This window comes from Paenibacillus sp. FSL H8-0261 (assembly GCF_045040645.1).
Classification (GTDB): Bacteria; Bacillota; Bacilli; order Paenibacillales; family Paenibacillaceae; genus Paenibacillus_AQ.
Genome location: NZ_CP150297.1, coordinates 6,525,428 through 6,549,847, shown reverse-complemented (window position 1 = coordinate 6,549,847; position 24,420 = coordinate 6,525,428). Strand labels below are relative to the sequence as shown.

Sequence of the window (24,420 nt, the reverse complement as noted above, 5' to 3'; positions counted from 1 at the left end):
GGAACCAAAAAGTGCACGGGAGGACTTTATATGAACAATCCATTTTCGACGAATACCGTAGAGCCTGATATCTCGCTATCGATTTGTGGGTACAGTAAGGTCCTTGACATTATCTCTAATAAATGGACAGCTTTGGTCATCTATGCCATGGAAGATGGAATCATTCGTTACAGTGATATCAGAAGACGAATCGAAGGCATCTCTAAAAAAATGCTAACTCAAACTTTGCGGCAACTGGAACGAGATGGGTTGGTAAAGCGTGAGATTACACCTTCCGTTCCACCCATCGTAGAGTATTCTCTAACACCCCTAGGGGTATCTTTACTTGAGCCTATGAGAGCGTTAAATCAGTGGACGAGTCAAAATTATGTATGGGTTGAAAAGGCCAGAGCTTCATATGATCAAGTGGATCAAACAGAATAATTTGCGTGGGATAGATCTCTACACTCTAAGGGGGAACCAATGGTTCTCCCTTTTGTGCTGAAAAGGGCATTAGCATTCATAGATATAAGATTAGTGAGTTAAATTATGGAGTGGGATTCAGTTGAATGATACAATTATTGTAATTTTATGAAATAGTAATTTTTAACATCGTCAATTAGTCGCTAGAGAGGGGATTAGGATATGGGCCTTGCTGATGATCCAGTCATTGCGATTTCTGGTTTATGGATGAACTACACGGACCGAATGGTGCTAAAGGGCATTGACCTTAAGGTATACAGAGGACAAATTATTGGCTATATCGGCCCTAACGGGGCAGGAAAGAGTACAACTGTTAAGATTATGCTCGGTCTGGTAGAAGGCTACAACGGCAAAGTAGAGATTTTCGGTAGGGATATTGCTGATGGAGATGTTTCTTACAAAAAAAGAATAGGTTATGTGCCGGAGGTAGCCGAATTATATGATAGCCTCACCGCTAGGGAGTATCTAACTTTTGTAGGTGAGTTGTATGGCATGAAGCGTAGTGATGTGGATTCCAAAGCTGGAAAATTGATGGCCTTGCTAGGTCTTGAGAAAGCTTATGATTCGCGGATCGCAACCTTCTCCAAAGGGATGAAACAAAAGGTACTGCTGATCTCCAGCATGCTTCATGATCCCGATATTCTGTTCCTAGATGAACCGTTGAGCGGTCTGGATGCCAATAGCGTAATGGTGGTAAAGGAGATTTTTGCATCTTTGGCGGCACGGGGCAAGACCATTTTCTATTCTTCACACATCATGGATGTAGTTGAGAAGATCAGTAGCCGGATTGTTTTGATCGATGGTGGTGATATCGTGGCGGATGGGAGCTTTGCTGAGCTAAGAGAGAAGGGCCGCGAAGGGTCGCTTGAGGATATTTTTAATCAATTAACTGGATTTGATAAATACCGTGATATTGCTGGGGAATTTGTTGCGGTCATGCAAGAGGGATCTTCTCATGACTGATTTCTATGTGCTGAAGCTTCTGGATAAGCTGCGAGGTGGGTTTAGCCGAATCGGAGTTGATTATGATGTGATGCGGAGTATTCTGCAGGTCAAAATGACGATGGACGGAAGAAGAACACCGACAGTGCTCGCTGGAATGCAGAAGAAGGAGGAGAAGAAAGAGGGCTCGCCGCTGCGGGTGCAATGGATTTATTTACTTTTTGGGGTCATGTTAATTCCTCTTATGATGTTAACGGGGAACTATATGCTGCAGATGAGTCTAGTGTTTGGTGTAGTGATGTTTATGATTACGACCACACTGATCTCTGATTTCTCTTCCGTGATGCTTGATCTTCGGGACAAAAACATACTGGCTTCAAAGCCAGTGAACCGCCGTACCTTGAACATGGCGAAGAGCATCCACATTCTCATTTATTTATTTTCAGTAACGCTGACATTGACCGGACCTTCGCTGATTTTGTGCCTGTTCAAACAGGGAGTACTATTTTTTCTAATATATGCTGTTGAGATCATTCTGATGGACTGCTTTATCCTCGTCATTACGGCGCTGCTTTATTTACTGATCATGAAGTTTTTCGACGGGGAGAAGCTCAAAGATATTATTAATTATGTACAGATCATTTTGACTATAGGGATTACAGTAGGGTATCAGCTCGTTGTTAGACTGTTCGATATTGCTGAATTGAGCCTCTCTTTTAAGCCGGCATGGTGGCAGTATTTGATTTCTCCGATTTGGTTCGCGGCTCCATTTGAGATGTTGATTGGCGGGGCGAGAGATACACACTTCGTGGTGCTTTCAGTGCTAGCTTTAGTAATTCCGGTTCTGCTGATTGTGGCTTATATTAAGCTGATGCCTTTATTCGAAAAGAGCTTACAGAAGCTTTCAGAGCAAGGGAACGTTGGAAAAAGTAACGCCCGAATGGTGGACTGGTTTTCGAAAGTAACTTGTAAGAACCCGGTAGAGGGCATGTTTTTTCGTTTTAGCTGGTCAATGATGAAGAATGAGCGTGACTTCAAGTTAAAGGTATATCCGGCAATCGGTTATTCCATTGTCTTCCCGTTCATTTTTATATTTGGGATCTTTTGGGATGGAAATGCATCGTCTATCAAGGATTCGAACACATACCTGATGATTTATTTCGGTGCGACGTTACTTCAGACGGTTGTTCTAATGCTAAGGTACTCTGCGGGTTATAAAGGCTCTTGGATTTATAAGCTGATTCCTCTGCCAAACACCGCACCCATCTATCGTGGAATGCTTAAGGCAGCTATAGTTCGCCTGCTATTACCTTTATTCGCTATAGAAGCGATAGTGTATCTTTGGTTGTTTGGGCTGCGGATTGTGCCAGACTTGGTAGTCGTGCTGTTTGCAATGCTGATCTATGCGGTCATTTGCTTCCGTTCTTATCCTCCGGTACTACCTTTCTCAGAACGTTATGAGGTAGCTAAACAGAAGGATTACACCGCAAACTCCTTTGGGTTGCTATTTTTGCTGATGGGGATGGCAGGTATTCATTACGTCTTCACTTTGTTTATGGGTGGAGTTTATATCTACCTGTTGGTTCTGGTAGTTTTGAATCTATGGATATGGCGAATTACCTTTCCAAAAAATGTATCATCAACAGGTCATGGTTCAAGTTTTCCGGGTTGAGTGATTGTGTCAAATATGGACATTTCTCGCGTAATAAAAAAGGGTATAAATTCCAGTATTTACTTAGACAATCTTCTGAATACAGAGTAGAATACATCTAAAGTTTCTTTTTATGGATAACCTATAATCTTTACGCACTCTTCCATATCTGATATTCGTGTACTGATTTTTTACTTGAGAAATACGCTGAGCGATTACGGGATTCAAAACCGGTGAAGAGGTTAACTAATGGATAAAATGGGAATCCACTTTAATGTTTGGATTGTTTTACTATCATTTGTGCTAGCGGCGACAGTTACTTATTCTGCACTAAATCTGATTTCGCAAGTTTCGCGTTCTACTGGCAAAATCCGACGTCTGTGGTTGATCTCGGGAGCTTGTGTGTTAGGCTGCGGTATATGGGCAATACATTATGTTGGGATAATGGCGAATCGCTTTCCGGCGGAGGTCAATTATTATCCAGGCAGATCTATAATATCACTATTAGTTGGTGTGTTATTCTGCTATTTGGCATTCCGGATCACATCTGTTCCTCAGTTAAAGATATGGAATTTAGTAGTAGGTGGTATTCTCTTGGGAAGCGGCTTTTCGGCTATGCATTATATCGGAATGTCTTCTATGAAGATTGCGACGAGGATTCATTATGATATATGGATTCAAGCCGTTGCTGTAATTCTGGTTTTGGTTTCGTCTTATATCGGATTATTGATGTTTCAAAAGTTTAAAGAATGCGCAGGGTTTCAGCGATGGAAGCTATACTCGGCGTTGTTTATCGGATTTTCAGTTACCGGATTGCATTACACAAGTGTAAAGGCTTGTCATTTTGAATATAACAACTTACCTGGAAGCAAACCTTTTTTTGTAGAGACTGATGTTATACTGTTAATGGCATTTTCGCTGGCAGCGCTACTTATGCTCGCAGTTTCTGCTGGCGCCGTATTTCTGGATCGCCATGTGCTTGAACGAATGGCTTATCAAGATCCGCTAACAGAGCTGCCGAATCGACATGGACTAGAACGCTATTTTAAAGATGAATTTTTTGAAAGTAGATCTGGTGCTGTTTTTATTGTAGATCTAGATCGCTTTAAGTCGATTAATGATACGCTTGGACATGATATAGGTGATATGCTACTACAGGAGGTCGCTGTTAGATTAATTCGTTCTGTAGGGGATAAAGGAAAAATATTCCGTTTAGGCGGTGACGAATTCCTGATTGCTCTTCCAGATTGCACGCTGGAGGGTGCGCAGGAAGAAGCAGGGCATATTATGCATGAACTTAAGGAATTCTATCGTATTCAGGGCAATGAGCTATATGTTACTGCAAGTGTTGGAATCAGTATGACTCCTATGCATGGGACTGATCGCTCAGCGCTAATGAAGGCTGCGGATACGGCTCTTTATACCTCTAAGGATTCAGGTAAGAATAAATGCAGTGTGTTCGACCAGGAAGTAAATCGCCATCAGTTACGGCGGATGTCGCTAGAGAAGGATCTTCGAAAAGCTTTGGCTCGTTCTGAGTTTATGGTTGTGTATCAGCCGAAATGGGATTCATATATGAATGTTACGGTGGGTCTTGAAGCGCTGCTGCGCTGGAGACACCCAGAGCATGGGATCATTTCGCCAGCGGAATTCATTCCTATTGCAGAGGAGACCGGACTGATCGTTCCGATTACCTATTGGATGCTACATGATGTGTGTAGCCAGAACAGGTTCTGGCATAAGGAAGAGATAGCTAACGTACCGGTCTCTATTAATATGTCCGCACGGATGTTTGAGGATGGGAGTCTATACGATGTTGTAGCGGAAGCACTCACATGTGCAGAATTAGAGCCACACTTTCTCGAACTGGAGATTACAGAGTCCATTGCGATGCATAACATGAAAGAGACGGTTGCACAGCTGTCTAGACTTCGAATGCTTGGGGTAAGAGTATCGCTGGATGACTTTGGGACAGGCTTCTCCTCCCTTGGTAATTTGGATGAAATCCCAGTGAACACACTCAAGATTGACCAAGTATTTATTCGTAACAGCAAGATGCACTCCAAGAAAGCTATTATCAGCAATATTATTGCGATCGCGACTCATCTTAATATGGAAGTCGTGGCGGAAGGTGTGGAGACACCAGAGCAGATTGAATTGCTGAAATCACTGGGTTGTAGAGTCATGCAGGGTTATTATTACGGTCGGCCGATGCCTGTACATGAGCTGGGTGAGTGGTTTATAGCAAATACGGCAGCGTCGTGATCTCAATACATAGAAGAGGGGCTAGCGACCAAGCAGAATTTCTCTGCTTGGTCGCTAGCCCCTTTAAGTTTAAGAACTTACATGAATAAGAAGAATTATACTTTGAAACGTTCAATTAGAATCTGTAGCTTCTCAGCTAGCGAGGACAGGAAACCTGCAGCTGACTCCACTTCTTCCATGGCTGCAAGCTGCTCTTGTGAGGAGGCGGATAATGTTTCCGCACCGCTTGCTGTCTGATTAGCGACGTCTACAATATTCTGTAGAGTAGTAACGAGACCATCGGAGATGGAGGCTAGCTCGCGGACTGTTCCGGAAATCTGCTGACTTTGTGAAGCCATCCCAGAGACGGACATCTCAATCTCGGAGAAGGATTGACCTGCCGTTACGATTAATTCCCGACCTTGATCCATCTCTTCTGTAGAGCGCTTCATGGTTTCTCCTGCTTGGTCCATCTGATTTACGATGATGCTTACGAGTTGTCCGATTTGAGCAGCAGATTGGGCGGATCGCTCGGCAAGTTTGCGTACGGATTGTGCAACTACCGCAAAGCCTCTTCCCTCTTCTCCGGCTCTTGCAGCTTCAATGGCTGCATTCAGCGACAGCAAATTGGTTTCTTCTGCGATGCTCGCAATCGTGCCCACAATATTCTCAATTTCCTTGGAGTAGCCACCCAAGGTTTCAATAATGACAGCTAAATCAGTGATGCTGTCACTGACGATGCTCATCTGTTGTGTAGTAGAGTCCATTGCTTCTCGACCTGTGCGAGCCTTTTCGGCGTTACTGGTAGCATTATTCATTGCATTATCAGCATTTCCTGCAATCTCTGTAATGAAGTGTGACAAGTCTTGTACAGACTTATATCCACCCTCCAAATTTTGCAATTGTGTATTAGCTCCATCGGCAAGTTCAATCGAAACGTTGACACTGTACTCACCAGCACGGTTAGTTTCCTGTGCGCTGGCAGAGAGCTCTTCGGATGAAGACGCAACCTGCATGGAGGTTTCATTAACTTCGGTAATGAGCATGCGCAAGCTCTGCGTCATGCCGTTGAAATTTCGAGCTAGTGTACCAATCTCATCCTTGCTGTTGAATGAAATAGGATCATGAGTAAGATCACCCTGTGCAACAAGATTTACGCCTCTGGATAGCTTCGTTAGTGGACTTACCATTCGGCGGATTAAGAGATATGCTGCCACAATAGCAATAACTAGAATGGAAGTCCCGATAATAAAAGGCTGAACAATGATGTCTCGGGTCCGTTCTTGAATTAATGGGCCATCGAAGTTAATAGCCATTAGAGCGACTATAGGCTTGGACGGATCATGATCCTGATAGATGGGGCCGTAACCCGTCTTAAGTGAGGTACCTTCGTATGTATAAACCTTGGAGTAGGCGGAATGCTTAGATGTAGTGATCAATTGCTTCTCTTCATCTGAGAAATAAAAAGTGTCGCCTGCTTTATAACCTCTTGCTTTGAAGCTTGAATCTGCGGCGAGGATCTTTCCGTCTAGCGATAAAATGAACGCCTCTTTAAAAATAGCCTTATGTGCAACAATCCAACCGATCCGGTCTTCGACAGCCTCCAATTTGCTTTGATCTCCTGCAATTAGCGCGGTAATATCTGATGGGTCAATCAGCCCGGTTGTAATATTGGCGCATCCTACCAATTCGATACCTGCTGCTTCATCTACTTGCTTATACGCAGTACGGTATCCGAAGAACCCGATGGATGATCCAACAAGAAGTAACACGATGAACATCATCCAAGTTAATTTAGTTGCCAATTTCATTCTTTGCACCAACCTTGACAAAATATGTTTTCGGAGACAATCGCTCTCACTGCTACGATTATAGCGTATCGTTAAGCCTATGACCTTACATAGAATATAGTATTTTTGTGTCGGATATTGTAAATTGATGGAAAAATTATGGAAATAAACGTGATTATGAAATCTTTAGTAGACAAAAGCATTGAATCCTGACCAGTTCTAGTGGTACGCTTGTGTTATTAAAAAACGGATTGGGAGTTGAAACAAGGATGCCGCATCAATTAGATCCGTTAATAGAGCGTCTTGGATTATCCATGTGGAGAGTACAGCGTAAGATCATGTCTCAAAGGACTTTGCATAAAGAACTCGGACTTACCGTACCTCAGATGGGTCTGTTAAATATAGTAGCGAAAGAGAAAAAGTCGCGGGTGGTACAGCTGGCGGAGTCTATGGAGGTCAAATCAAGTGCCATTACCGTGATGCTCGATCGCCTGGAAGCGCTGGGTTTTATTAAGCGTGAGACGGATGGATCGGACCGGAGAGCGGTTGTGGTGACCATCACCGAGCAAGGTCAGCAAATACTTGAAGAAGGACATTTCCGTTCAAAACAGCTGCTTGCTGAGCATTTATCTATACTGAAGCCGGAAGAGCTGCAAAAGTTTGCGGAGTACTACCGTATGATCGAGGATCAGGAACGGTAAATCTCTAGCTTTAGCTTATAGATACAGAAAGAAGGCCACCTTCTCCGGAGAGAAGGTGGCCTTCTTTGAAATATAATAATGATAAGTTCTAAGGTTCAATTGGTTTGTCTGGCAGCTGCGTAATATAGCTATGGGAAAGCTGTAGAAGTCTCAATGCTCGGTTGTATTCATCCTCAGTAGCAGCCGGTGCTTTTCCATTATAAATAGGGTATTGGGTATTATCTTCAAAGCTGTTACCCGGAATAAGCAGTCCTGAGCTGGAAATGAAAGATCCAGAAGGTAAATAATATCTTTCTGGCAGCAAATTATAAGTCTGACTGAGTAGATCTTGACCGAAAACTAGGTTATTCTCTAATGAAATTCCAAGAAGACCAGCAGCAGTTGGCATAATATCCACTTCGCCACCGACTTGCTCTAAGGTCTGTGGTGCTGTACTGTCTCCTGCATGAATGAGCAGAGGAATGTTTAACATATCCGCATAGGAATATTCATGACCATAAATTTCAGACATTAATTGCTTATCATCATGATCGAGAGAATAAATAGGCAGTCCCATATGGTCTCCATAAATCATGATCACGCTGTTATCCCATACGCCATTCGCTTTAAGCTCTTCTACGAAATGTCCGAAGGCATCATCCGCATAGTTCTGGGAACGGATATAGTCACCCACAAAAGTACCTTCGTAACGCTCTGGTAGCTTCATGCGGTATTTTTCCTCAGGAATTGTGAATGGATGATGCGCTGACATCGAAATGATCTGAGCGTAGAAGGGTTGACCCTCGTTGCTCATTTCTTTCAGTTTGTCAGCAGTTTTACTATAGAGCGTATCATCAGAAGCACCGAAGAAGAAAACATCATCTTCACCAAAGAATGAGCGATCATAATAATGATCGAAGCCCAGTGAGTCATACAGCTCACCACGGTTCCAGAACTCTACGACATTGGTGTGGAAGGTTGCGGTCTGATACCCATTGTCTTTAAGCAAGCGTGGCAGACTTGGTAGCACCTTATCCACATAGGACATCGTTGCCGCACCACGTGGAGGGATGTAGGCGGATGTGTTCACTACGAATTCTGCATCCGACGTATTCCCTTGACCTACCATTTGATAGAAATTAGGGAAGTAAAGACTATCCTTCATTACCTTGTTCAGGTTCGGTGTAATCTCTTGCCCGTCTAGCTCAAGACCCAGCAAGAAGTTCTGGAAGGATTCCAATTGAATGATAATAAGATTTTTGCCTTTAGCCGTGCCATGAAGTGGAGAACTAACCGCAGTATTAATCCCCTTCACTTTGTTGATGGCATCTTGTGTAATGTCACTTGATTGCACAAGCTCTGGTTCTTCTTTTGCAAAGATCGTATAGGCTTCATAGTTAAGAATACCCATCTCCTGAGCTTTCTTAATTTCGTTCATACTAGCCTTATTAGGCAAAATGTTAAACAAGCATAAACCAAGTGAGACTGCGAATAGAACACTATATTTTATTTTTCCGTTACGACGGTTGATATTCTCTTTTTTATAGACACGGCCTTTCTTATTAAAGAAGAAATAGCCTCCTAGGACAATTATATCTGTAAAGATTAACAGGTAGTAAGGATCCATAAGTGAGAATACGCTGTTGCTGACAGCTGTGACTTGATTCACCTGTTCTGCGGCATGGTAAGTTACAATGACACCATAATATTTAAAATACATAATGGCTGCGAAAAAGATGGCTGTTACTAATAAATTGACTGTCATGTAATATCCAAGCTTTCGTTTGGAGGCGAACCGCTCAATAATACAGAAGAGCGCCCAGGCAAAAGGGATTTCTGTCAGTAATGATTTCCAAGGCAGCACATCATCAAAAATGACGCCCCAAGCCAGAAATGCTTTTAGGATAAAAAGTATTGTGAAAAACACAAAAGGTTTAATAATCCAACGTTTAATATTAAAGGATGACACAGCTTCCCCCTCTTTCTACATGATAAAACGCCATTTCTCAAACAGGACGAAACAGCACCAAGACAAAATGACTCCATAGTAATAAAATTTATTATGCAGGGCTAGCAGAAGAAAGTCAAAAACCGAAAGCGTAAGTATAAGCTTTGTGGAGTGCGTAAAGTTAAACACGCATGGGTGAAAGATAATGTTTATGCTATCCCATGGGGTTATACAGCGATTAAAGGACCGAAATAGACATTGGGAACAAAAAGGATATATGGCTAATTAAGGGAGGTGAGAATAGTTGGATCATACTGTAACCCTATCCGTTAGAACTCTCGTCGAGTATGTTTTTCGCAGCGGTAGTATTGAGCCTGGATTTCATGGTACTTCCTCTATGGTTGAAGGAACACGAATTCATCAGAAAATCCAAAAGCAATATAAGGAAGGCGACCGCAAGGAGGTCTATCTGAAAACAGAGATCCCTTATGGTAGCTTACTCTATATAGTAGATGGGCGCTGTGATGGACTGCTTGTTTCGGAGGATGGGAGCCTAATCGTCGAAGAAATCAAATCAACCTCCGGACTGCTGGATATGCTGGAAGAGGGACATGAGGTTCATTGGGCTCAGGCGCTGATGTACGCATATATGGTATCGCTGGAGCAGGAGCTTTCTTCTATTCAAGTAAAGCTTACCTATGTCCACCGGGCTACTGATGAGCAAAAAAGCTTGTACCGAACGTTGTCTTTAGATGAACTGATCTCATTTGCTAATGATACCGTAGCCAGATATGCTCCGTACGCTGAGATGATGGTTCGTCATGATGCTAAGAAAGAGCAGAGCCTTCGAGAGTTACAATTCCCGTTTCCTTCTTATCGAAAGGGACAACGGCATTTTGCCGGAGCGGTGTACAAATCCATCGTAGAAAAGGTCAGTCTGTTCGCTCAGGCGCCCACAGGCATCGGAAAAACAATGTCGACGCTGTTCCCGGTCCTTAAAGCAATGGGCGAAGGACAAGCTAAAGGATTGTTCTATTTAACGGCTAAGACGGTTACCCGTTTTGCCGCGCAGGAAGCAATCTCGCTGCTGCTGACGCAGGGACTTCAGCTGCATGTCATCACACTTACTGCTAAAGAGAAGACCTGTTTTCATGATGAAGGGATTTGCGGTAAGGATTCCTGTCCCTATGCGGAAGGCTATTATGATCGGATTAATGATGCGGTAATGGATCTGTTAGAGCATGAGACACTGATGAGCAGAGACACCCTAGCACTGTATGCTCACAAACATAAAGTGTGCCCGTTTGAGTTCTCGCTGGATGCAGCCTATGCCTGCGATGCGGTGATCTGCGATTACAATTATATATATGATCCTCGGATCAGCCTGAAACGGCTAACAGAGGAGAGAAAGAGAGAAACGGTGCTTCTGGTAGATGAAGCACATAATCTGGTAGACCGGGGACGAGAGATGTTCTCTGCCTCTTTGCTGAAGGCCCCCTTTCTAGAAGTCCAGCGTCAGTACAAGGAAGTAAACCGTAATTTGAGTGCTGCAGCTAAATCGGTGAATGCTTTTTTTATCTCCCTTCGCAAAATTTGTAATGAAGAGGGGCAAGGGCAGTGGGCTTCGTTCCCGGAGGAGCTGCCAGCCTTGCTTGAGATATTTTCTTTGGAGGCGGAACAGGAACTTATTCACCCGAGCGCCAGCATTGTTCCTCAGAATGGAGAAGGAGAGAATGTTCTCCTGGATACCTATTTTGCAGTTCAGGGGATGCTTCGCACCTTTAAGACCTATGATGAACGCTACATAACTTATGCTGAGGTTCGGCGCGGCGATGTGTACTTGAAGTTATTTAATTTGGATCCATCGCATTTGCTCCGACAAATGTCCAAGAGCTTTCGAAGTCAGATTCTGTTCTCTGCTACGCTTTCTCCATTATCGTATTATCGGGATATGATTGGTGCGGTGGAGGAAGATTACAGTTTAACGGTCTTATCTCCTTTTCAGAAGGAGCAATGGGAAGTGACCGTGCTGCCTGTCTCCACACGTTATCATGACCGGGAAGCTTCCCTCATCCCGTTAACTCAGGCATTGAATCAAATGGTTTCAAAGAAGGGCAATTATCTGGTGTTTTTTCCTTCATATCTCTATTTACAAAACGTATATCAGGCCTTTACGGAGAATTACCCCGAAGTACGGACTTTGATGCAGGATACAGGCATGAGTGAGCAGGCTAGAGAAAGTTTTTTAGCAGCATTTAGTCCAGATAATGACGAGACGCTGTTAGGATTTGCTGTACTCGGAGGGATCTTTTCGGAAGGTGTAGATCTGCCAGGAGACCGTCTCAACGGGGTAATGGTTGTTGGAGTTGGCCTACCACAGCTTGGTCTTGAGCGTAATCTGCTGCGTCAGTATTTTAATGCCAGAGGTAAAAATGGCTTTGATTATGCTTATGTCTACCCGGGAATGTGCAAGGTATTGCAAGCTGGAGGCAGACTGATTCGAAGTGAGACAGATACAGGCATTATTGTGCTTGCGGATGATCGCTTTTTGCAGAGTCCTTACATGCATTTGCTTCCCGAAGAATGGAGAGATTATCTTATCCGCTCATAAGAGGGTATAATCTATGAAAAGGTATTCATAATCAATCGGCAGGAGGAAAAAGAATGACATTAAAAGTGGGTATTGTGGGTACCGGTTGGTTCTCTAAGGTACATGCTGATTTACTAGCAGAGATGGATAATGTCCGTTTGCAGGCGGTCTGCGGAAGCAGTAAGGCTAAAGGCGAAGATATGGCACGTCCTTACGATGCTGCTGGATATGGTGATATTACGGAGATGCTGGATGCGGAGAAGCTCGATGCTGTTTATATTTGTGTGCCTCCACAATCTCATGGCGCGATCGAACGATCATTAATCAAGAGGGATATTCCCTTTTTTATAGAAAAACCGCTTAGTATGACTACTGAAATTCCCGCAAGCCTACTTCAGGATATCAAAGAACATAATTTGTTAACCTCGGTAGGATATCATTTCCGCTATCAGGAGAACATTAAACGTCTGAAAGAAACTTTGCGTGGTGACAAAGTCGGTATGATTATGGGGCAATGGATGGGCGGCATGCCAGGCGTAGCTTGGTGGCGTGATCAGAAGCAATCCGGAGGACAATTCACAGAGCAGACTACACATATCGTTGATTTGGTGCGCTATCTAGCCGGAGAAGTAAAGGAAGTTTACGGCATGTTCGGAAACCGGATTATGCATGAGCAGCATGAAGGTGTGAGCGTGGCAGATGTAGGTACCGTATCCCTGAAGCTTGAAAATGGAATTATTGCTAATATTTCAAATACATGCGTTTTACCTGATGAGGTGGGAAGTGTAGGTCTTAGCTTCTATAATGATCGGGGACTTTTGGACTGGAACCCGGATCGTCTCTTGGAAGTGCGAAGCGGCAATAGCACCGAATTTGCGAATACAGGAAACCCATATTTAGTAGAAAGTGAAGCCTTCATACATGCTGTACGGACGGGGGATCGCTCGCGCATTTTATGCGATTATGAGGATGGATACAATACCCTCAAAGTCACCTGTGCGGCCTATGATTCAGCGCAAAGCGGATTGCCTGTTAAGTTCTAAGGTTCAATTCATAGAAAAAGGACATGCTACTTTAGATGTACTAAAGAGACATGCCCTTGGCCCAAGCTGGGTTAGCCTAGTGGAGGAATATCGCGAGCAAAGCTGGCGCCACACCTATAGATAACAGCGCGGACAGAATCATCGCAATACTGGAGATGGTTCCGGTCAGTGAACTAAGCTCGAAGGCTTTGGATGTTCCTGTACCATGTGCAGCGGTTCCCAGCGATACACCGCGCGCAATTTCATTCTCAATGCGGAAGATGCGAAGTACAGTAGGGCCCATCATTGTACCAAGTATCCCGGTAATAATGACGAAGACTGCCGTAATACTCGGTACACCGCCGATACTTTGCGAGATGCTCATAGCGATCGGTGTAGTTACCGAACGCGGGACCAGACTAGCTGCCAGATCGCCGCTAACATGCAGCCATTTGGCGAGCAGAATGGAAGAGATCACCGCAACTATCGTCCCTGATAGCACGCCTGCCGCAATTTCGGCGGCGTGCTTTTTGAGTACCTTGAAGTTCTTATGCAAAGGGATGGCAAAGGCCATGGTTGCTGGTTGCAGCAAATCCGTCAGCCATTTTCCTCCCGCATTGTATGAGTCATAAGTAATGCCTGTTATAAGCAGAAAAATGATCATAATCACTGGTGTGATGATTAATGGAGAGGTGTAGACTTTACCGGTAGAAGCATAGATACGTTTCGCGAGTAAATACACCGCGACCGTGAGGCCAAAGAACAGCAGAGCGTTTAACATGATTCTTTCCGCTCCTTCGCTTTATAAATTCTACTGGTAAGTAATCCGGAACTAGCCATCACAACAAATGTGCCTAAGACGACAACGGCAAGAATACGTAATCCATCCGTTTCCAGAATATTAGCGTATTTCATTACACCTATAGCAGATGGAATGAAGAACAGCAGGAGCTCGGCGAGTAGCCAAGAAGCACCAACCTCTACCCAATTCAGACGAATGACACCGAACTCAAGCAGGAGAAACAATATAATCATTCCGAGTATGCTTCCGGGAATAGGGATATGCAATAATGGGGTCACAGCATTAATAAGTAAAGAGAATAACATAAGTCCCGCTACCTGCAGCAAGCCTATAACAATCTTTTTCATAAGGCTTCGCTCCTTTCATGATAATGAAAGTTTACATCAATTGTTTTCATAGGTAAAATGAATAGATCGAATAAATGACATTCCTTTTGTCTATGGATTGGGGGCACATAAATGGATATCCGACAATTAGAATATTTCGTTCAAGCGGCACGAATGAAAAGCTTTACCAGAGCTGCTGAATCATTATATATAACACAGCCCACGATCAGTAAAATGATTCGGAATATGGAGGTCGAACTGGAGGCAGACTTGTTTTATCGTGAAGGGAAGAGTGTGAGGCTTACAGACGCAGGGGAAATTTTGTTCACCAAAGCGCAAAATATCGTGGAGTCTTTCGCTAGCTTGTCTTCCGAACTGGATAACTTACGGAATCTGGAGCAGGGCCACATCCGCATCGGCCTGCCTCCAATGGTAGGAGCGAGCTTTTTTCCATCGGTGATTGGTCAATTTCATAAACGTTATCCGCAGGTTACGATTCGTCTTCATGAGGATGGGGCCAAAAAAGTGGAGGAAGATGTAGAAACGGGACTGCTGGACATTGGAATGGTTGTATTGCCTGTAGATACAGCCAAACTTCATTGTTTTACTTTTGTTGAAGAGAAGCTGAATCTTATTTTGCCTATGGGACATCGGCTGGCCGAGGCAGAGCTTGTTCCGCTAAGTGAGCTGGCAGAAGAGGAGTTCGTGCTATTTCGAGAGGATTTCACGCTGCACGATCGGATTATTACGGAATGTGTAAAAGCTGGATTTCAGCCGAAGGTTATATATGAGAGTTCACAATGGGACTTAATCAGCAAGATGGTAGCCGCAGGAATGGGAATCGCATTATTGCCGGAAACCATTTGCCGTGACATGGATCGCTCACGATTGGTAGTTATTCCTTTGACAGATCCGGTAATTCCTTGGCAGATCGCTATGGCTTGGCGTAGAGACCGTTATTTATCATTCGCAGCACGTGAATGGATTTCTTTTGCAAAGGGACTATTGAGAGAACAGTATCCAAATGAGCTTCCCCACGAGCCTATAGAGCATCCGAATAAATAGCTATTTTATTTTTTGTGGATGTTCTGCAAATTTTTCTTTTTTTTTGAAAATATGTTTTTTGGTATCATGGATTATGATAGGAAGAGATGTTGATAGAGAGAAGGAGAGAGTTGTGACACTATATCAAGGTTCTTCCGAGAAAGCTTATAGAAGAGACTACAGAGAAGATGAGCTGTTTGTGACTATAGAGAGCCTTAGATGCGAATTGCTGGAAGTCGCGGAGCAACGGAGTCTTAGTGACCATGCTGTCCTAGAGCTAAGCGAGCGATTGGACGGTTATATTTTGCTGGCACAACATAAGATGATGGAGAACTTGCGCAGTCGCAAGGCAAGTGCAACAGCTTACTGCTGAAGCTCAAAAGCCGCTATTACAATAAATTAAACTCGATACATCCATAGAATTACACTATTACAAAGATCCAACCGATAAAGAGGAGAGAAATACGCTCCTCTTTTTGTCGTACAATCTATTGGTTGTACAATCCATAACTTTCACCTATAATGTCAATTAATAGAATCTTTTCAAGTCGAACTTTGGGGGTGCCGAGTGGAGGGAAAGTTAACAACTATACGCTCAGAAATTGAGAAAAATCTGTCCCGCTCCGGCCATAATCTCGCCTCATTTTCAAAAATTTGTGGCCTGAATCGTGGAAGTCTCAGCGCAATTCTGCATGGGAATCCACCGAAGCCTATGTCCCTGGGACAAATAGATGCAATCATTAAAGCCTTTGGTTTTCCGGATGGTTGGTTGTATCCACTGTACGTTGATGAATGCTTCAATGAGGAGAAGGTCTCACGCCGCAGGGTTGAGCCTTTTTTAATACGTTGCGCTGAACTAGGTAAGCAGCAATGCATTGATGAAACATTAAGCAAGTTATTGGAATATCCGAAATCGCTAGATATCGTTTATTCGATAGCCGAAAAATTGTTTAATAAAGGTAAAATAGATGAATCCATGTTTTTCTATAAAATTGTAGCAGAGAATGAGTCCGACAGTTACTCAGAGAGATTGGCTATCAGTCATTATCGTATTTTTAGAGCAATCTTATCAATTGTCGATTCAGATGAGAAGCTGCATGCAGTTATTACATTTGAACCTTTCAGGAATCGACTGCCAGAAAATATGCAGTTAGATGGTCTACTTACTCTAACGCAGTTGAGCTTTGATCTTCGGCGATGGATTAAAATGGAGTCGTTCGCGGATGAACTAAGAACGTTGGCCAATGCTGTTTATCGTGACCAATTACGAAAAAGTCAGGATAGAAGAAGGGAAGTTCTTCATACTGAACGTCCGCTTGTTGTTTATTATGGACATGGATATCTACTTAAAGCAATCTCACTTACCAAGCAGGGTAAATATGAGGAAGCTAAGAAGTATACTGCAGGCTATGCAGATCTTAGCTGGTTTGAAATGATTAACGAAGAAGGTCGTCAGGCTGTAGAGCAATTCCGGTTATTCGCAATTGGTAATGGATTCACGATAGAGATGTTGATGGGCAATGTGGATGTCTTGCCTAGCTATACGGATTTTTTGGCAGATCACCCGGGCGAAATCTTGGCAGGACTTATTACCATTATGGATGCGGCTAATCGATATGGGTTCTCTGCTGATAATATACTTACACGATTCTCACGAGAAATGTTGAGATTTGAAGGGTTTCAGGAGCCGAATAACGTGGACCGTGTATTCCGTTTGTACTATCAAGTAGCGATCTATCAAATAAATAGGAAACGTTATGTTACAGGCGTGGATTATCTTGTGAAATCTCTCGAGTTATCTATTAAGCAGAACAATGGAAAAGACTTCATTAATTGTATAACTTTATTTGAAATGAGTAGAGATTATGCTAATACTGCTCAACAGGAGAAATATAGAGAATTAGTAAAGGGGGTGAGAAAGAATGAAAAAATCACTATTGATGATGGTAAGCGTGTTAGCATTGTTTAGCTTCATCATTATCGGACCTGTAGGCTCTGGAAGCAATGGAGGCATTACAACGTACGAGCATGGAGCTTGGTTCTAAGAATACTGAAATCTATTCAGTATTCTTATAATACAGAGTAATACATATACGAAATTGGACTCCCTTGCCATTGTGCTGGGGAGTTTTCTTTTTCGTAATAATTGATACCGTATTCAAAATTTGACAAAGCGTTGCACCGAAAATATAATTAGGTAGCCTAAATAATACAGTGTTTAATAATTAGCTGACCTAACTAAATTAGAGGTGAAAGAAATTGGGATAAACGGAGGAAATACAGAAAATACTGAAAATTCAGTCGCACACGAGCTTTTTGCGGCGATGAAACGGCTGCATAAAGGCCAATGGCAAAAGGGTGTTGAAGGCCATAAGCCGAGTGAGATGACTTTAATGATATGCATTGAAAAATGGAATCATTCTGATGATGAGGGTCTAAAGATATCTGAAATCAGCCGACTTCTCGGATTCACACCTCCAACTATTACGCAGTTGATTAATAGTCTTGAGGCGAAACAGATGGTGGAAAGACACGCAGATCCTTCGGACCGAAGAGTCGTACGCGTGAAATTGACGGAGAGTGGAAAAAAACTCACACGAAGAGCAGAGCAATATAGAGACGCAATGTTTGATGAGCTCGTTCGTTACTTAGGTGAAAAAGAGACTAAGCAGCTCACAGAACTGTTGCTGAAAGTACATGCATTCGTTGAGGATAATCCACCACCTAATTGGGATAGGCTACAAATGAACGGAGATGAGAAGCTTGATTAAATTATTTAAACAACTGAAGCCATTTCGAGTAGCTATTGGTGCTGTATTAATTCTTGTGTTCTTGCAGTCCATGGGCGACTTATACCTCCCTACGCTGATGTCCGACATCGTCGACAAGGGTATTGTTCAGGGAGATCGTACTTTTATTTGGAAAATAGGTAGCTTCATGCTTTTAGTTGCAGGGGGCGGGGCCTTATGTTCAGTCATTGCCAGCTATTTATCAGCAAAAGTGGCAGCAGGGTTCGGTAAACTTACCCGTGCTCGTGTGTTTAACCACGTAGAGAATTTCACGCTGCATGAATTCGATAAGCTCGGTACCGCATCTTTAATTACCCGTACAACGAATGATATTACGCAGGTACAGACCGTACTTACTATGATGCTGCGTATGATGATCGGTGCACCGATGATGATGATTGGTGGTATCATCATGGCGGTATCTGAAGATGCGAAATTATCATTGATCTTTGTAGTAGTTATTCCGGTACTCGTTGGCGCAATTTTCTTTATCGGGATGAAGGGATTACCACTGTTTAAAGCGATACAGATCAAGCTGGATAAATTAAATCTGGTTCTACGTGAACATTTGACGGGTATCCGTGTTATCCGTTCATTTAACCGGATTGATCATGAGAATAAACGCTTCTCCGAGGCTAACCGTGATCTGACTGACACAGCGATCAAAGTAAATAAAATCATGGCCGGTTTGATGCCGCTTATGATGATTGTTATGAACTTTTCCATGATCGCAATTCTTTACTTTGGTGGGATTCGAATTGGCGATGGAGATTTGCAAGTCGGCTCACTGATGGCATTTATTCAATATGCGATGCAAATCATGTTCTCCCTGATTATGGTGTCGATGATGTTCGTGCTGATTCCTCGTGCTTCAGCTTCAGCCTTGCGTATCAATGAAGTGCTCGATATGCGGCCGGAGTTCACAGATCCATCAGAGAGTGAATTACAAACAACGGCTCAAGCAACTAAAAAAGACGGCCGTGATCATATGCGTGGTTTTGTTGAATTCGATAATGTCTCCTTTTCTTATCCTGGCGCGGAACAACCTGCACTTTCGAAAATTAGCTTCAGTGCTCGCCCAGGTGAAGTTACTGCGATTATCGGGGGTACTGGTTCAGGTAAATCTACGCTGCTTAGCTTGATTCCAAGGTTCTATGATGTTAACGAAGGTGCTGTACGTGTTAACGGAGTAGATGTGCGTGAGATGACTCAGGAAGAGCTACGGAGCAAAATTGGTTACATCCCTCAAAAAGCGGTATTGTTCTCAGGTACGATTAACGAAAACATTCGCTACGGTAAAGAGGATGCTACCGATGAAGAAATCATTCATGCAGCCAAGGTAGCTCAGGCCTACGATTTCGTGTCAGCAATGAAAGATGGATTTGATTCGGAAATTGCTCAAGGCGGTAGTAATGTCTCTGGTGGTCAGAAACAGCGGCTGTCCATTGCACGTGCGCTTGTGAGAAAACCTCAAGTTTATCTGTTCGACGACAGCTTCTCTGCACTTGATTTCAAAACAGATGCTAAGCTTCGTGCGGCACTCAAAGATGAAACCACGGAATCCACTGTTCTAATCGTAGCTCAACGGGTTAGTACCGTTATGGATGCCGACCGGATTATTGTTATTGATGAGGGTGAAATCGCCGGAATGGGCACTCACCGTGAACTGCTCGCGAGCAGTGATGTGTACCGCGAGATCGTATCCTCGCAGCTGTCAGAGGAGGAAATAGCATGAGTGAACAAAACAATAGAGCTGCAGCTCCGCGCACCCATAAAGGTCCTGGACCTGGTGGCGGCCCTGGCATGCGGATGCCTGCAGAAAAGGCTAAAGACTTCAAGGGTACACTTCGTCGTCTGATTAAGTATTTAAGACCTCGTATGGTTCAATTGATTATCGTTCTTGTAATGGCAATTGCCAGTACTGTATTCAGTATCTTCAGTCCTAAGGTTATGGGTAAAGCAACAACTAAACTATTCGAAGGTGCTTACGGTAAATTAATGGGTGTTGAGGGAGCTTCCATTGATTTTGGATACATTAATGATATCCTGATCATACTTGCGGGTCTGTATTTGCTTAGTGCTCTATTTAGCTATATTCAGCAGTACGTAATGGCTGGCGTAGCTCAGAAGGTCGTCTACGACATGCGTGAGCAGATCAACAGCAAGCTGGAACGTTTGCCTTTGAAATATTTTGATTCCCGTACCCATGGGGAAATTCTAAGCCGTGCTACGAATGATGTGGATAACATCAGTACTACACTGCAGCAGAGCTTAACTCAACTGATTACTTCTATTGTCACCATTATCGGTGTCATCGTAATGATGCTTACCATCAGCCCATGGCTGACGCTGATTACAATTGTTACATTGCCACTCAGCTTCGTTGTAATTATGGCTATCTCCAAGCGCTCGCAGACTTATTTTGTCGGACAGCAGAAGTCACTCGGTCAGTTGAATGGTCATGTAGAAGAAATGTATACAGGTCACCGGATTATTAAAGCTTTTGGTCGTGAACCGCAGTCCCTTAAGGATTTCGATGAAATTAACGATAAGCTTTACGACTCTGGTTGGCGTGCCCAATTCATGTCCGGTATGATTATGCCGCTCATGATGTTTATCGGTAACTTGGGTTATGTAATGATTTGTGTAGTCGGCGGTATCTTTGTTACTAAAAAAATGATCGATGTCGGGGATATTCAAGCCTTTATTCAGTATTCCCGTCAGTTCACTCAGCCGATTGCACAAACGGCTAATATTGCGAATATTATTCAATCCACTATTGCTTCCGCAGAACGGGTATTTGAACTTCTGGATGAAGAAGAAGAAGTTAGTGAAGTTAATACTTCGCTTGCGAAGCTTGATGAAGGTACTCCGGAAGGTTCCGTTGAGTTCCGTCATGTGAAGTTCGGATATAAAGAAGATGCGATTCTGATTGAGGACATGAATATTGAGGTTAGTCCAGGTCAGACCATAGCGATTGTCGGCCCTACTGGTGCTGGTAAAACCACTCTGATTAACCTGTTGATGCGCTTCTACGAGCTTAATGATGGGGAAATTATCATTGATGGTGTCAATATTACCAATATGAGACGGAGTGACCTGCGCAGCAAATTTGGTATGGTGCTTCAGGATACCTGGCTGTTCAATGGTACGATCCGCGATAACATTGCATACGGACGTGAAGGTGCCTCAGAAGCTGATGTGGTTCGTGCTGCCAAAGCTGCTCATGCCGATCACTTTATCCGCACACTTCCACTTGGCTATGATACGGTGTTAAATGAAGAAGCTTCTAATATTTCACAAGGTCAGAAGCAGCTGATTACGATTGCTCGTGCGATTCTGGCCGATCCATCGATCCTCATTCTTGATGAAGCAACGAGCAGTGTCGATACACGGACAGAATTGTTGATTCAAAAAGCAATGAAAGCATTGATGCAAAACAGAACCAGCTTCGTAATTGCTCACCGTCTTTCGACGATTCGAGATGCTGACCTTATCCTTGTTATGAATCAAGGTAGTGTAATCGAGAAGGGCAATCACGAGGAACTGCTTGCACAAGGCGGATTCTATGCTGATCTTTACAACAGTCAGTTCTCCGAAGGAGATTTGGACGCAGGCTAAGTTGAAGTGAAAGAAAAAGTATAGCAAACCATAAACCCCTCTTTTCACATGTTGCTGATTTTATATGTGAAGAGAGGGGTATTTTATATGTGATGAGGTGTTTTGATTTTTCAGAAAATAAAAAAAGTTTGATTAAAAATTAAAGCATATATATGATAGAATTAAAAAAATGACCCGCGGCTCATTTTTAAGGCGGGAAGGTAAAGGAGAGGATGAAGGGAATGTCAGGCTACGGTAAATGGGTGGCAGGAAAAAAGACGAAATGGATTACTCTTCTCGTATGGATAGTGCTAGTAGGTGCACTTACCCTATTATGGCCTGCAGTGAATTCTCAAGTTGCTAATAATGCGCCCAATCTCCCAGATGATGCACAATCAATACAGGCAACAGCAATTGCAGAACAAGAGTTTCCAAGTGGAAGCGGAGTACCTGCATTGCTCGTATGGCATAGAGAAGGTGGGCTTTCGCAAGACGATTTAGTACATATCACTGCTGTATACAACAAGTTGGAGCAGCAACCGTTACCCCATCAGAACTTTGTTCCCCCACTAGGGAAGCTGCCGCCGCAGGCACTGCAAGCCTCATTATCTGAGGATCTTAGTACACTGGTAACCCCGGTGCTTTTTGATAAAACGGCAGATAGTGATCAGCTCGGTGAAGCTGTGACAGAAATGAAGAAGATCATAAACACAGAGACGGGTGGAGACCCCTCCGCGGCTAAGGTAGATGGAAAAGACCTGAGTTTACGTGTTACGGGTCCAGTGGGCATCTCTATAGATGCTTCAGGCCTGTTTCAGAACGCTGACGTTTCCTTGTTAATTGCTACGGTTATGCTTGTTCTGGTGTTCTTATTAGTGATTTATCGTTCGCCGATCTTGGCGTTTATTCCACTTATTGCAGTTGGATTCGCTTATGGTGTAACTAGTCCGATTCTTGGAAAAATGGCGCAAGAAGGCTGGATCACCGTGGATTCACAGGCAGTATCCATCATGACAGTTCTGTTGTTCGGTGCGGGTACGGACTATTGTTTGTTCCTGATCTCACGGTTCCGGCAGTTGTTGAAGGTAGAAGAGAGTAAGAGTCGTGCGCTTCTTCGCTCCATAACCGAATCTTCAGGCGCCATCGCTATGAGTGGCTTCACCGTCGTGCTCGCGCTGTTTGCGTTATTGCTGGCTAAGTATGGAGCTTATCATCGTTTTGCAATACCGTTCAGCGTGTCGATTTTCATTATGGGAATTGCTAGCTTAACGCTTGTACCTGCACTTTTGGCGATCTTCGGACGGACCTCGTTCTTCCCATTCATTCCGCGCACGCCGCAAATGGAGGTTGAACGGGCTAAGGCTAAAGGAAAACCAGCTCCAGAACCCAAAGTCTCCCATAAAAAAGGGATTGGCGGATTTGTAGTTTCCAGACCTTGGGCTATCGTAGGAGTGACTGTCATCGGACTGGGGATTCTGGCTTCATTCTCTAGTGGAATCAAGTTTACGTATGATATCCTCTCTTCTTTTCCTAAAAATATGGAGTCCCGCGAAGGGTTCGACCTCATCGGTAAGCAGTTTTCTCCGGGAGAACTAGCACCCGCTAAACTGATTATTGATACTAAGGGGCAAGCGAGTGGAGAGGATCTTAAAGTCATTCTCGGAGGGCTCACGTATGTGGACACGGTTTCCGATCCGCAGCAGGGCGCTGTGAACAAGGATATTCTGGGTTATGATATCGAATTTAAGAACAATCCTTATTCACTTGAAGCGATGGGGCATATTCCAGCCCTTCTAGCAACAGCAGAGCAAGCGCTGATTGATGTAGGGGTAGAGAATCCTTCAGATCATGTGTGGGTAAGTGGTCAGACAGCGACGCAGTATGATACCAAAAAAATCGGAGATCGTGACACCGATCTGATTATCCCTGTTGTTATCGGGTTGATCACTTTGCTGTTGTTGATATATCTGCGTTCGATAGTGGCGACTATTTATCTGGTCGGAACGGTCATTCTCTCCTTCTTCTCTGCACTTGGCTTAGGCTGGATTATCATTCATTATGTGATGGGCGCAGATGCCATTCAGGGAGCGATCCCGCTCTATTCCTTTGTATTCCTGGTGGCACTTGGAGAAGATTACAACATCTTTATGATCTCGAATATTTGGAAAAAGCGTAAGACCATGCCGCTTAAGCAGGCCATCGCGGAAGGCGTAAATGAGACCAGCTCAGTAATTACCTCTGCGGGCCTCATTCTGGCAGGTACTTTTGCTGTATTAGCTAGCTTACCGATTCAGGTGCTTGTGCAATTTGGTATCATCACCGCTCTAGGTATTCTACTTGATACCTTCGTAGTACGTCCGTTCCTTGTGCCCGCTATTACGACACTTTTTGGTCGATGGGCATTCTGGCCGGGGAAACATCAAGAGGTGGAGCAAGCTCTGTCTCGTAGTAGTGAGCAATAAGCGACACACTGTAAAAACAAACAGGGATGTCTCAAAGCCATATTGGCTTAGGGCATCCCTGTTGTTAT

At 43.6% G+C, this 24,420-nt stretch carries 19 protein-coding genes; 15 read left to right on the top strand and 4 right to left on the bottom strand.

The window, feature by feature from the left end; genetic code table 11:
- Window positions 1-30 precede the first annotated feature (30 nt).
- From MHI27_RS29200 to MHI27_RS29185, 4 genes are all read left to right on the top strand, one after another.
- On the top strand, window positions 31-423 hold the full coding sequence (locus MHI27_RS29200; RefSeq protein WP_405175218.1) for a winged helix-turn-helix transcriptional regulator: 393 nt from the start codon (window positions 31-33) through the stop codon (window positions 421-423).
- Between the two features lie 201 nt (window positions 424-624).
- Window positions 625-1,425 carry an ABC transporter ATP-binding protein gene (locus MHI27_RS29195; protein ID WP_405175217.1) on the top strand — a complete coding sequence of 267 codons (801 nt, stop codon included), beginning with the start codon at window positions 625-627 and terminating at the stop codon, window positions 1,423-1,425.
- Window positions 1,418-3,076 carry a hypothetical protein gene (locus tag MHI27_RS29190; protein WP_405175216.1) on the top strand — a complete coding sequence of 553 codons (1,659 nt, stop codon included), beginning with the start codon at window positions 1,418-1,420 and terminating at the stop codon, window positions 3,074-3,076. Before MHI27_RS29195 ends, MHI27_RS29190 begins: the two co-directional genes overlap by 8 nt.
- Before the next feature lie 228 nt (window positions 3,077-3,304).
- Entirely contained in the window at window positions 3,305-5,320 is a 2,016-nt protein-coding gene (locus MHI27_RS29185) for an EAL domain-containing protein (RefSeq protein WP_341129383.1), read from the top strand.
- A 95-nt stretch (window positions 5,321-5,415) separates the two neighbouring features.
- Here the strand turns inward: MHI27_RS29185 and MHI27_RS29180 are convergent, their stop codons facing one another.
- Window positions 5,416-7,110, bottom strand: a complete 1,695-nt coding sequence (locus MHI27_RS29180; protein ID WP_405175215.1) for a methyl-accepting chemotaxis protein — start codon at window positions 7,108-7,110, stop codon at window positions 5,416-5,418.
- A gap of 248 nt (window positions 7,111-7,358) precedes the next feature.
- Here MHI27_RS29180 and MHI27_RS29175 point away from each other — a divergent pair, with 248 nt between their 5' ends.
- Window positions 7,359-7,790: a MarR family winged helix-turn-helix transcriptional regulator gene (locus MHI27_RS29175; RefSeq protein ID WP_081382665.1), complete on the top strand. Its 432-nt coding sequence runs from the start codon at window positions 7,359-7,361 to the stop codon at window positions 7,788-7,790.
- Window positions 7,791-7,878: 88 nt separating this feature from the next.
- Here the strand turns inward: MHI27_RS29175 and MHI27_RS29170 are convergent, their stop codons facing one another.
- The gene (locus tag MHI27_RS29170) at window positions 7,879-9,738 is read right to left on the bottom strand and encodes an LTA synthase family protein (RefSeq protein WP_405175214.1); all 1,860 of its coding nucleotides are present in this window, start codon (window positions 9,736-9,738) and stop codon (window positions 7,879-7,881) included.
- A 283-nt stretch (window positions 9,739-10,021) separates the two neighbouring features.
- Here MHI27_RS29170 and MHI27_RS29165 point away from each other — a divergent pair, with 283 nt between their 5' ends.
- Together MHI27_RS29165 and MHI27_RS29160 are read left to right on the top strand one after the other, a co-directional pair.
- Window positions 10,022-12,328: a helicase C-terminal domain-containing protein gene (locus MHI27_RS29165; protein ID WP_405175213.1), complete on the top strand. Its 2,307-nt coding sequence runs from the start codon at window positions 10,022-10,024 to the stop codon at window positions 12,326-12,328.
- 53 nt (window positions 12,329-12,381) lie between these two features.
- Complete coding sequence (locus MHI27_RS29160; protein ID WP_341129380.1) at window positions 12,382-13,350, top strand: Gfo/Idh/MocA family oxidoreductase; 969 nt, start codon at window positions 12,382-12,384, stop codon at window positions 13,348-13,350.
- 76 nt (window positions 13,351-13,426) lie between these two features.
- Here the strand turns inward: MHI27_RS29160 and MHI27_RS29155 are convergent, their stop codons facing one another.
- Window positions 13,427-14,110 carry a CidB/LrgB family autolysis modulator gene (locus MHI27_RS29155; RefSeq protein ID WP_042192587.1) on the bottom strand — a complete coding sequence of 228 codons (684 nt, stop codon included), beginning with the start codon at window positions 14,108-14,110 and terminating at the stop codon, window positions 13,427-13,429.
- Complete coding sequence (locus MHI27_RS29150) at window positions 14,104-14,478, bottom strand: CidA/LrgA family protein (protein WP_042192585.1); 375 nt, start codon at window positions 14,476-14,478, stop codon at window positions 14,104-14,106. Before MHI27_RS29150 ends, MHI27_RS29155 begins: the two co-directional genes overlap by 7 nt.
- A 111-nt stretch (window positions 14,479-14,589) precedes the next feature.
- Between MHI27_RS29150 and cidR the strand changes: the two genes are divergently transcribed.
- From cidR to MHI27_RS29110, 8 genes are all read left to right on the top strand, one after another.
- On the top strand, window positions 14,590-15,522 hold the full coding sequence (gene cidR, locus MHI27_RS29145) for a cidABC operon transcriptional activator CidR (RefSeq protein ID WP_405175212.1): 933 nt from the start codon (window positions 14,590-14,592) through the stop codon (window positions 15,520-15,522).
- 112 nt (window positions 15,523-15,634) lie between these two features.
- Entirely contained in the window at window positions 15,635-15,874 is a 240-nt protein-coding gene (locus MHI27_RS29140) for an aspartyl-phosphate phosphatase Spo0E family protein (RefSeq protein ID WP_042192581.1), read from the top strand.
- 195 nt (window positions 15,875-16,069) lie between these two features.
- Window positions 16,070-17,470, top strand: a complete 1,401-nt coding sequence (locus MHI27_RS29135; RefSeq protein ID WP_405175211.1) for a DNA-binding protein — start codon at window positions 16,070-16,072, stop codon at window positions 17,468-17,470.
- Complete coding sequence (locus MHI27_RS29130; RefSeq protein WP_262495583.1) at window positions 17,424-17,546, top strand: hypothetical protein; 123 nt, start codon at window positions 17,424-17,426, stop codon at window positions 17,544-17,546. Before MHI27_RS29135 ends, MHI27_RS29130 begins: the two co-directional genes overlap by 47 nt.
- 279 nt (window positions 17,547-17,825) lie before the next feature.
- A complete protein-coding gene (locus MHI27_RS29125; RefSeq protein ID WP_042192575.1) occupies window positions 17,826-18,272 on the top strand; it encodes a MarR family winged helix-turn-helix transcriptional regulator in 447 nt (148 codons plus the stop codon).
- Entirely contained in the window at window positions 18,265-20,025 is a 1,761-nt protein-coding gene (locus tag MHI27_RS29120) for an ABC transporter ATP-binding protein (RefSeq protein WP_405175210.1), read from the top strand. The genes MHI27_RS29125 and MHI27_RS29120 overlap by 8 nt, the downstream gene beginning before the upstream one ends.
- Window positions 20,022-21,911, top strand: coding sequence for an ABC transporter ATP-binding protein (locus MHI27_RS29115; RefSeq protein WP_405175209.1), 1,890 nt, complete (start codon window positions 20,022-20,024; stop codon window positions 21,909-21,911). The genes MHI27_RS29120 and MHI27_RS29115 overlap by 4 nt, the downstream gene beginning before the upstream one ends.
- A gap of 212 nt (window positions 21,912-22,123) precedes the next feature.
- A complete protein-coding gene (locus MHI27_RS29110; RefSeq protein ID WP_379424730.1) occupies window positions 22,124-24,352 on the top strand; it encodes an MMPL family transporter in 2,229 nt (742 codons plus the stop codon).
- The last annotated feature ends 68 nt before the right edge of the window (window positions 24,353-24,420 follow it).

What these genes read in the sequence shown, in the direction of transcription:
- MHI27_RS29110 (WP_379424730.1), top strand. Translation starts at nt 22,124, where the DNA reads ATGAAGGGAATGTCAGGCTACGGTAAATGGGTGGCAGGAAAAAAGACG.
- MHI27_RS29130 (WP_262495583.1), top strand. Translation starts at nt 17,424, where the DNA reads ATGAAAAAATCACTATTGATGATGGTAAGCGTGTTAGCATTGTTTAGC.
- MHI27_RS29195 (WP_405175217.1), top strand. Translation starts at nt 625, where the DNA reads ATGGGCCTTGCTGATGATCCAGTCATTGCGATTTCTGGTTTATGGATG.
- MHI27_RS29115 (WP_405175209.1), top strand. Translation starts at nt 20,022, where the DNA reads ATGAGTGAACAAAACAATAGAGCTGCAGCTCCGCGCACCCATAAAGGT.
- MHI27_RS29160 (WP_341129380.1), top strand. Translation starts at nt 12,382, where the DNA reads ATGACATTAAAAGTGGGTATTGTGGGTACCGGTTGGTTCTCTAAGGTA.
- MHI27_RS29200 (WP_405175218.1), top strand. Translation starts at nt 31, where the DNA reads ATGAACAATCCATTTTCGACGAATACCGTAGAGCCTGATATCTCGCTA.
- MHI27_RS29190 (WP_405175216.1), top strand. Translation starts at nt 1,418, where the DNA reads ATGACTGATTTCTATGTGCTGAAGCTTCTGGATAAGCTGCGAGGTGGG.
- MHI27_RS29155 (WP_042192587.1), bottom strand. Translation starts at nt 14,110, where the DNA reads ATGTTAAACGCTCTGCTGTTCTTTGGCCTCACGGTCGCGGTGTATTTA.
- MHI27_RS29185 (WP_341129383.1), top strand. Translation starts at nt 3,305, where the DNA reads ATGGATAAAATGGGAATCCACTTTAATGTTTGGATTGTTTTACTATCA.
- MHI27_RS29125 (WP_042192575.1), top strand. Translation starts at nt 17,826, where the DNA reads ATGAAACGGCTGCATAAAGGCCAATGGCAAAAGGGTGTTGAAGGCCAT.
- MHI27_RS29175 (WP_081382665.1), top strand. Translation starts at nt 7,359, where the DNA reads ATGCCGCATCAATTAGATCCGTTAATAGAGCGTCTTGGATTATCCATG.
- MHI27_RS29150 (WP_042192585.1), bottom strand. Translation starts at nt 14,478, where the DNA reads ATGAAAAAGATTGTTATAGGCTTGCTGCAGGTAGCGGGACTTATGTTA.
- cidR (WP_405175212.1), top strand. Translation starts at nt 14,590, where the DNA reads ATGGATATCCGACAATTAGAATATTTCGTTCAAGCGGCACGAATGAAA.
- MHI27_RS29180 (WP_405175215.1), bottom strand. Translation starts at nt 7,110, where the DNA reads ATGAAATTGGCAACTAAATTAACTTGGATGATGTTCATCGTGTTACTT.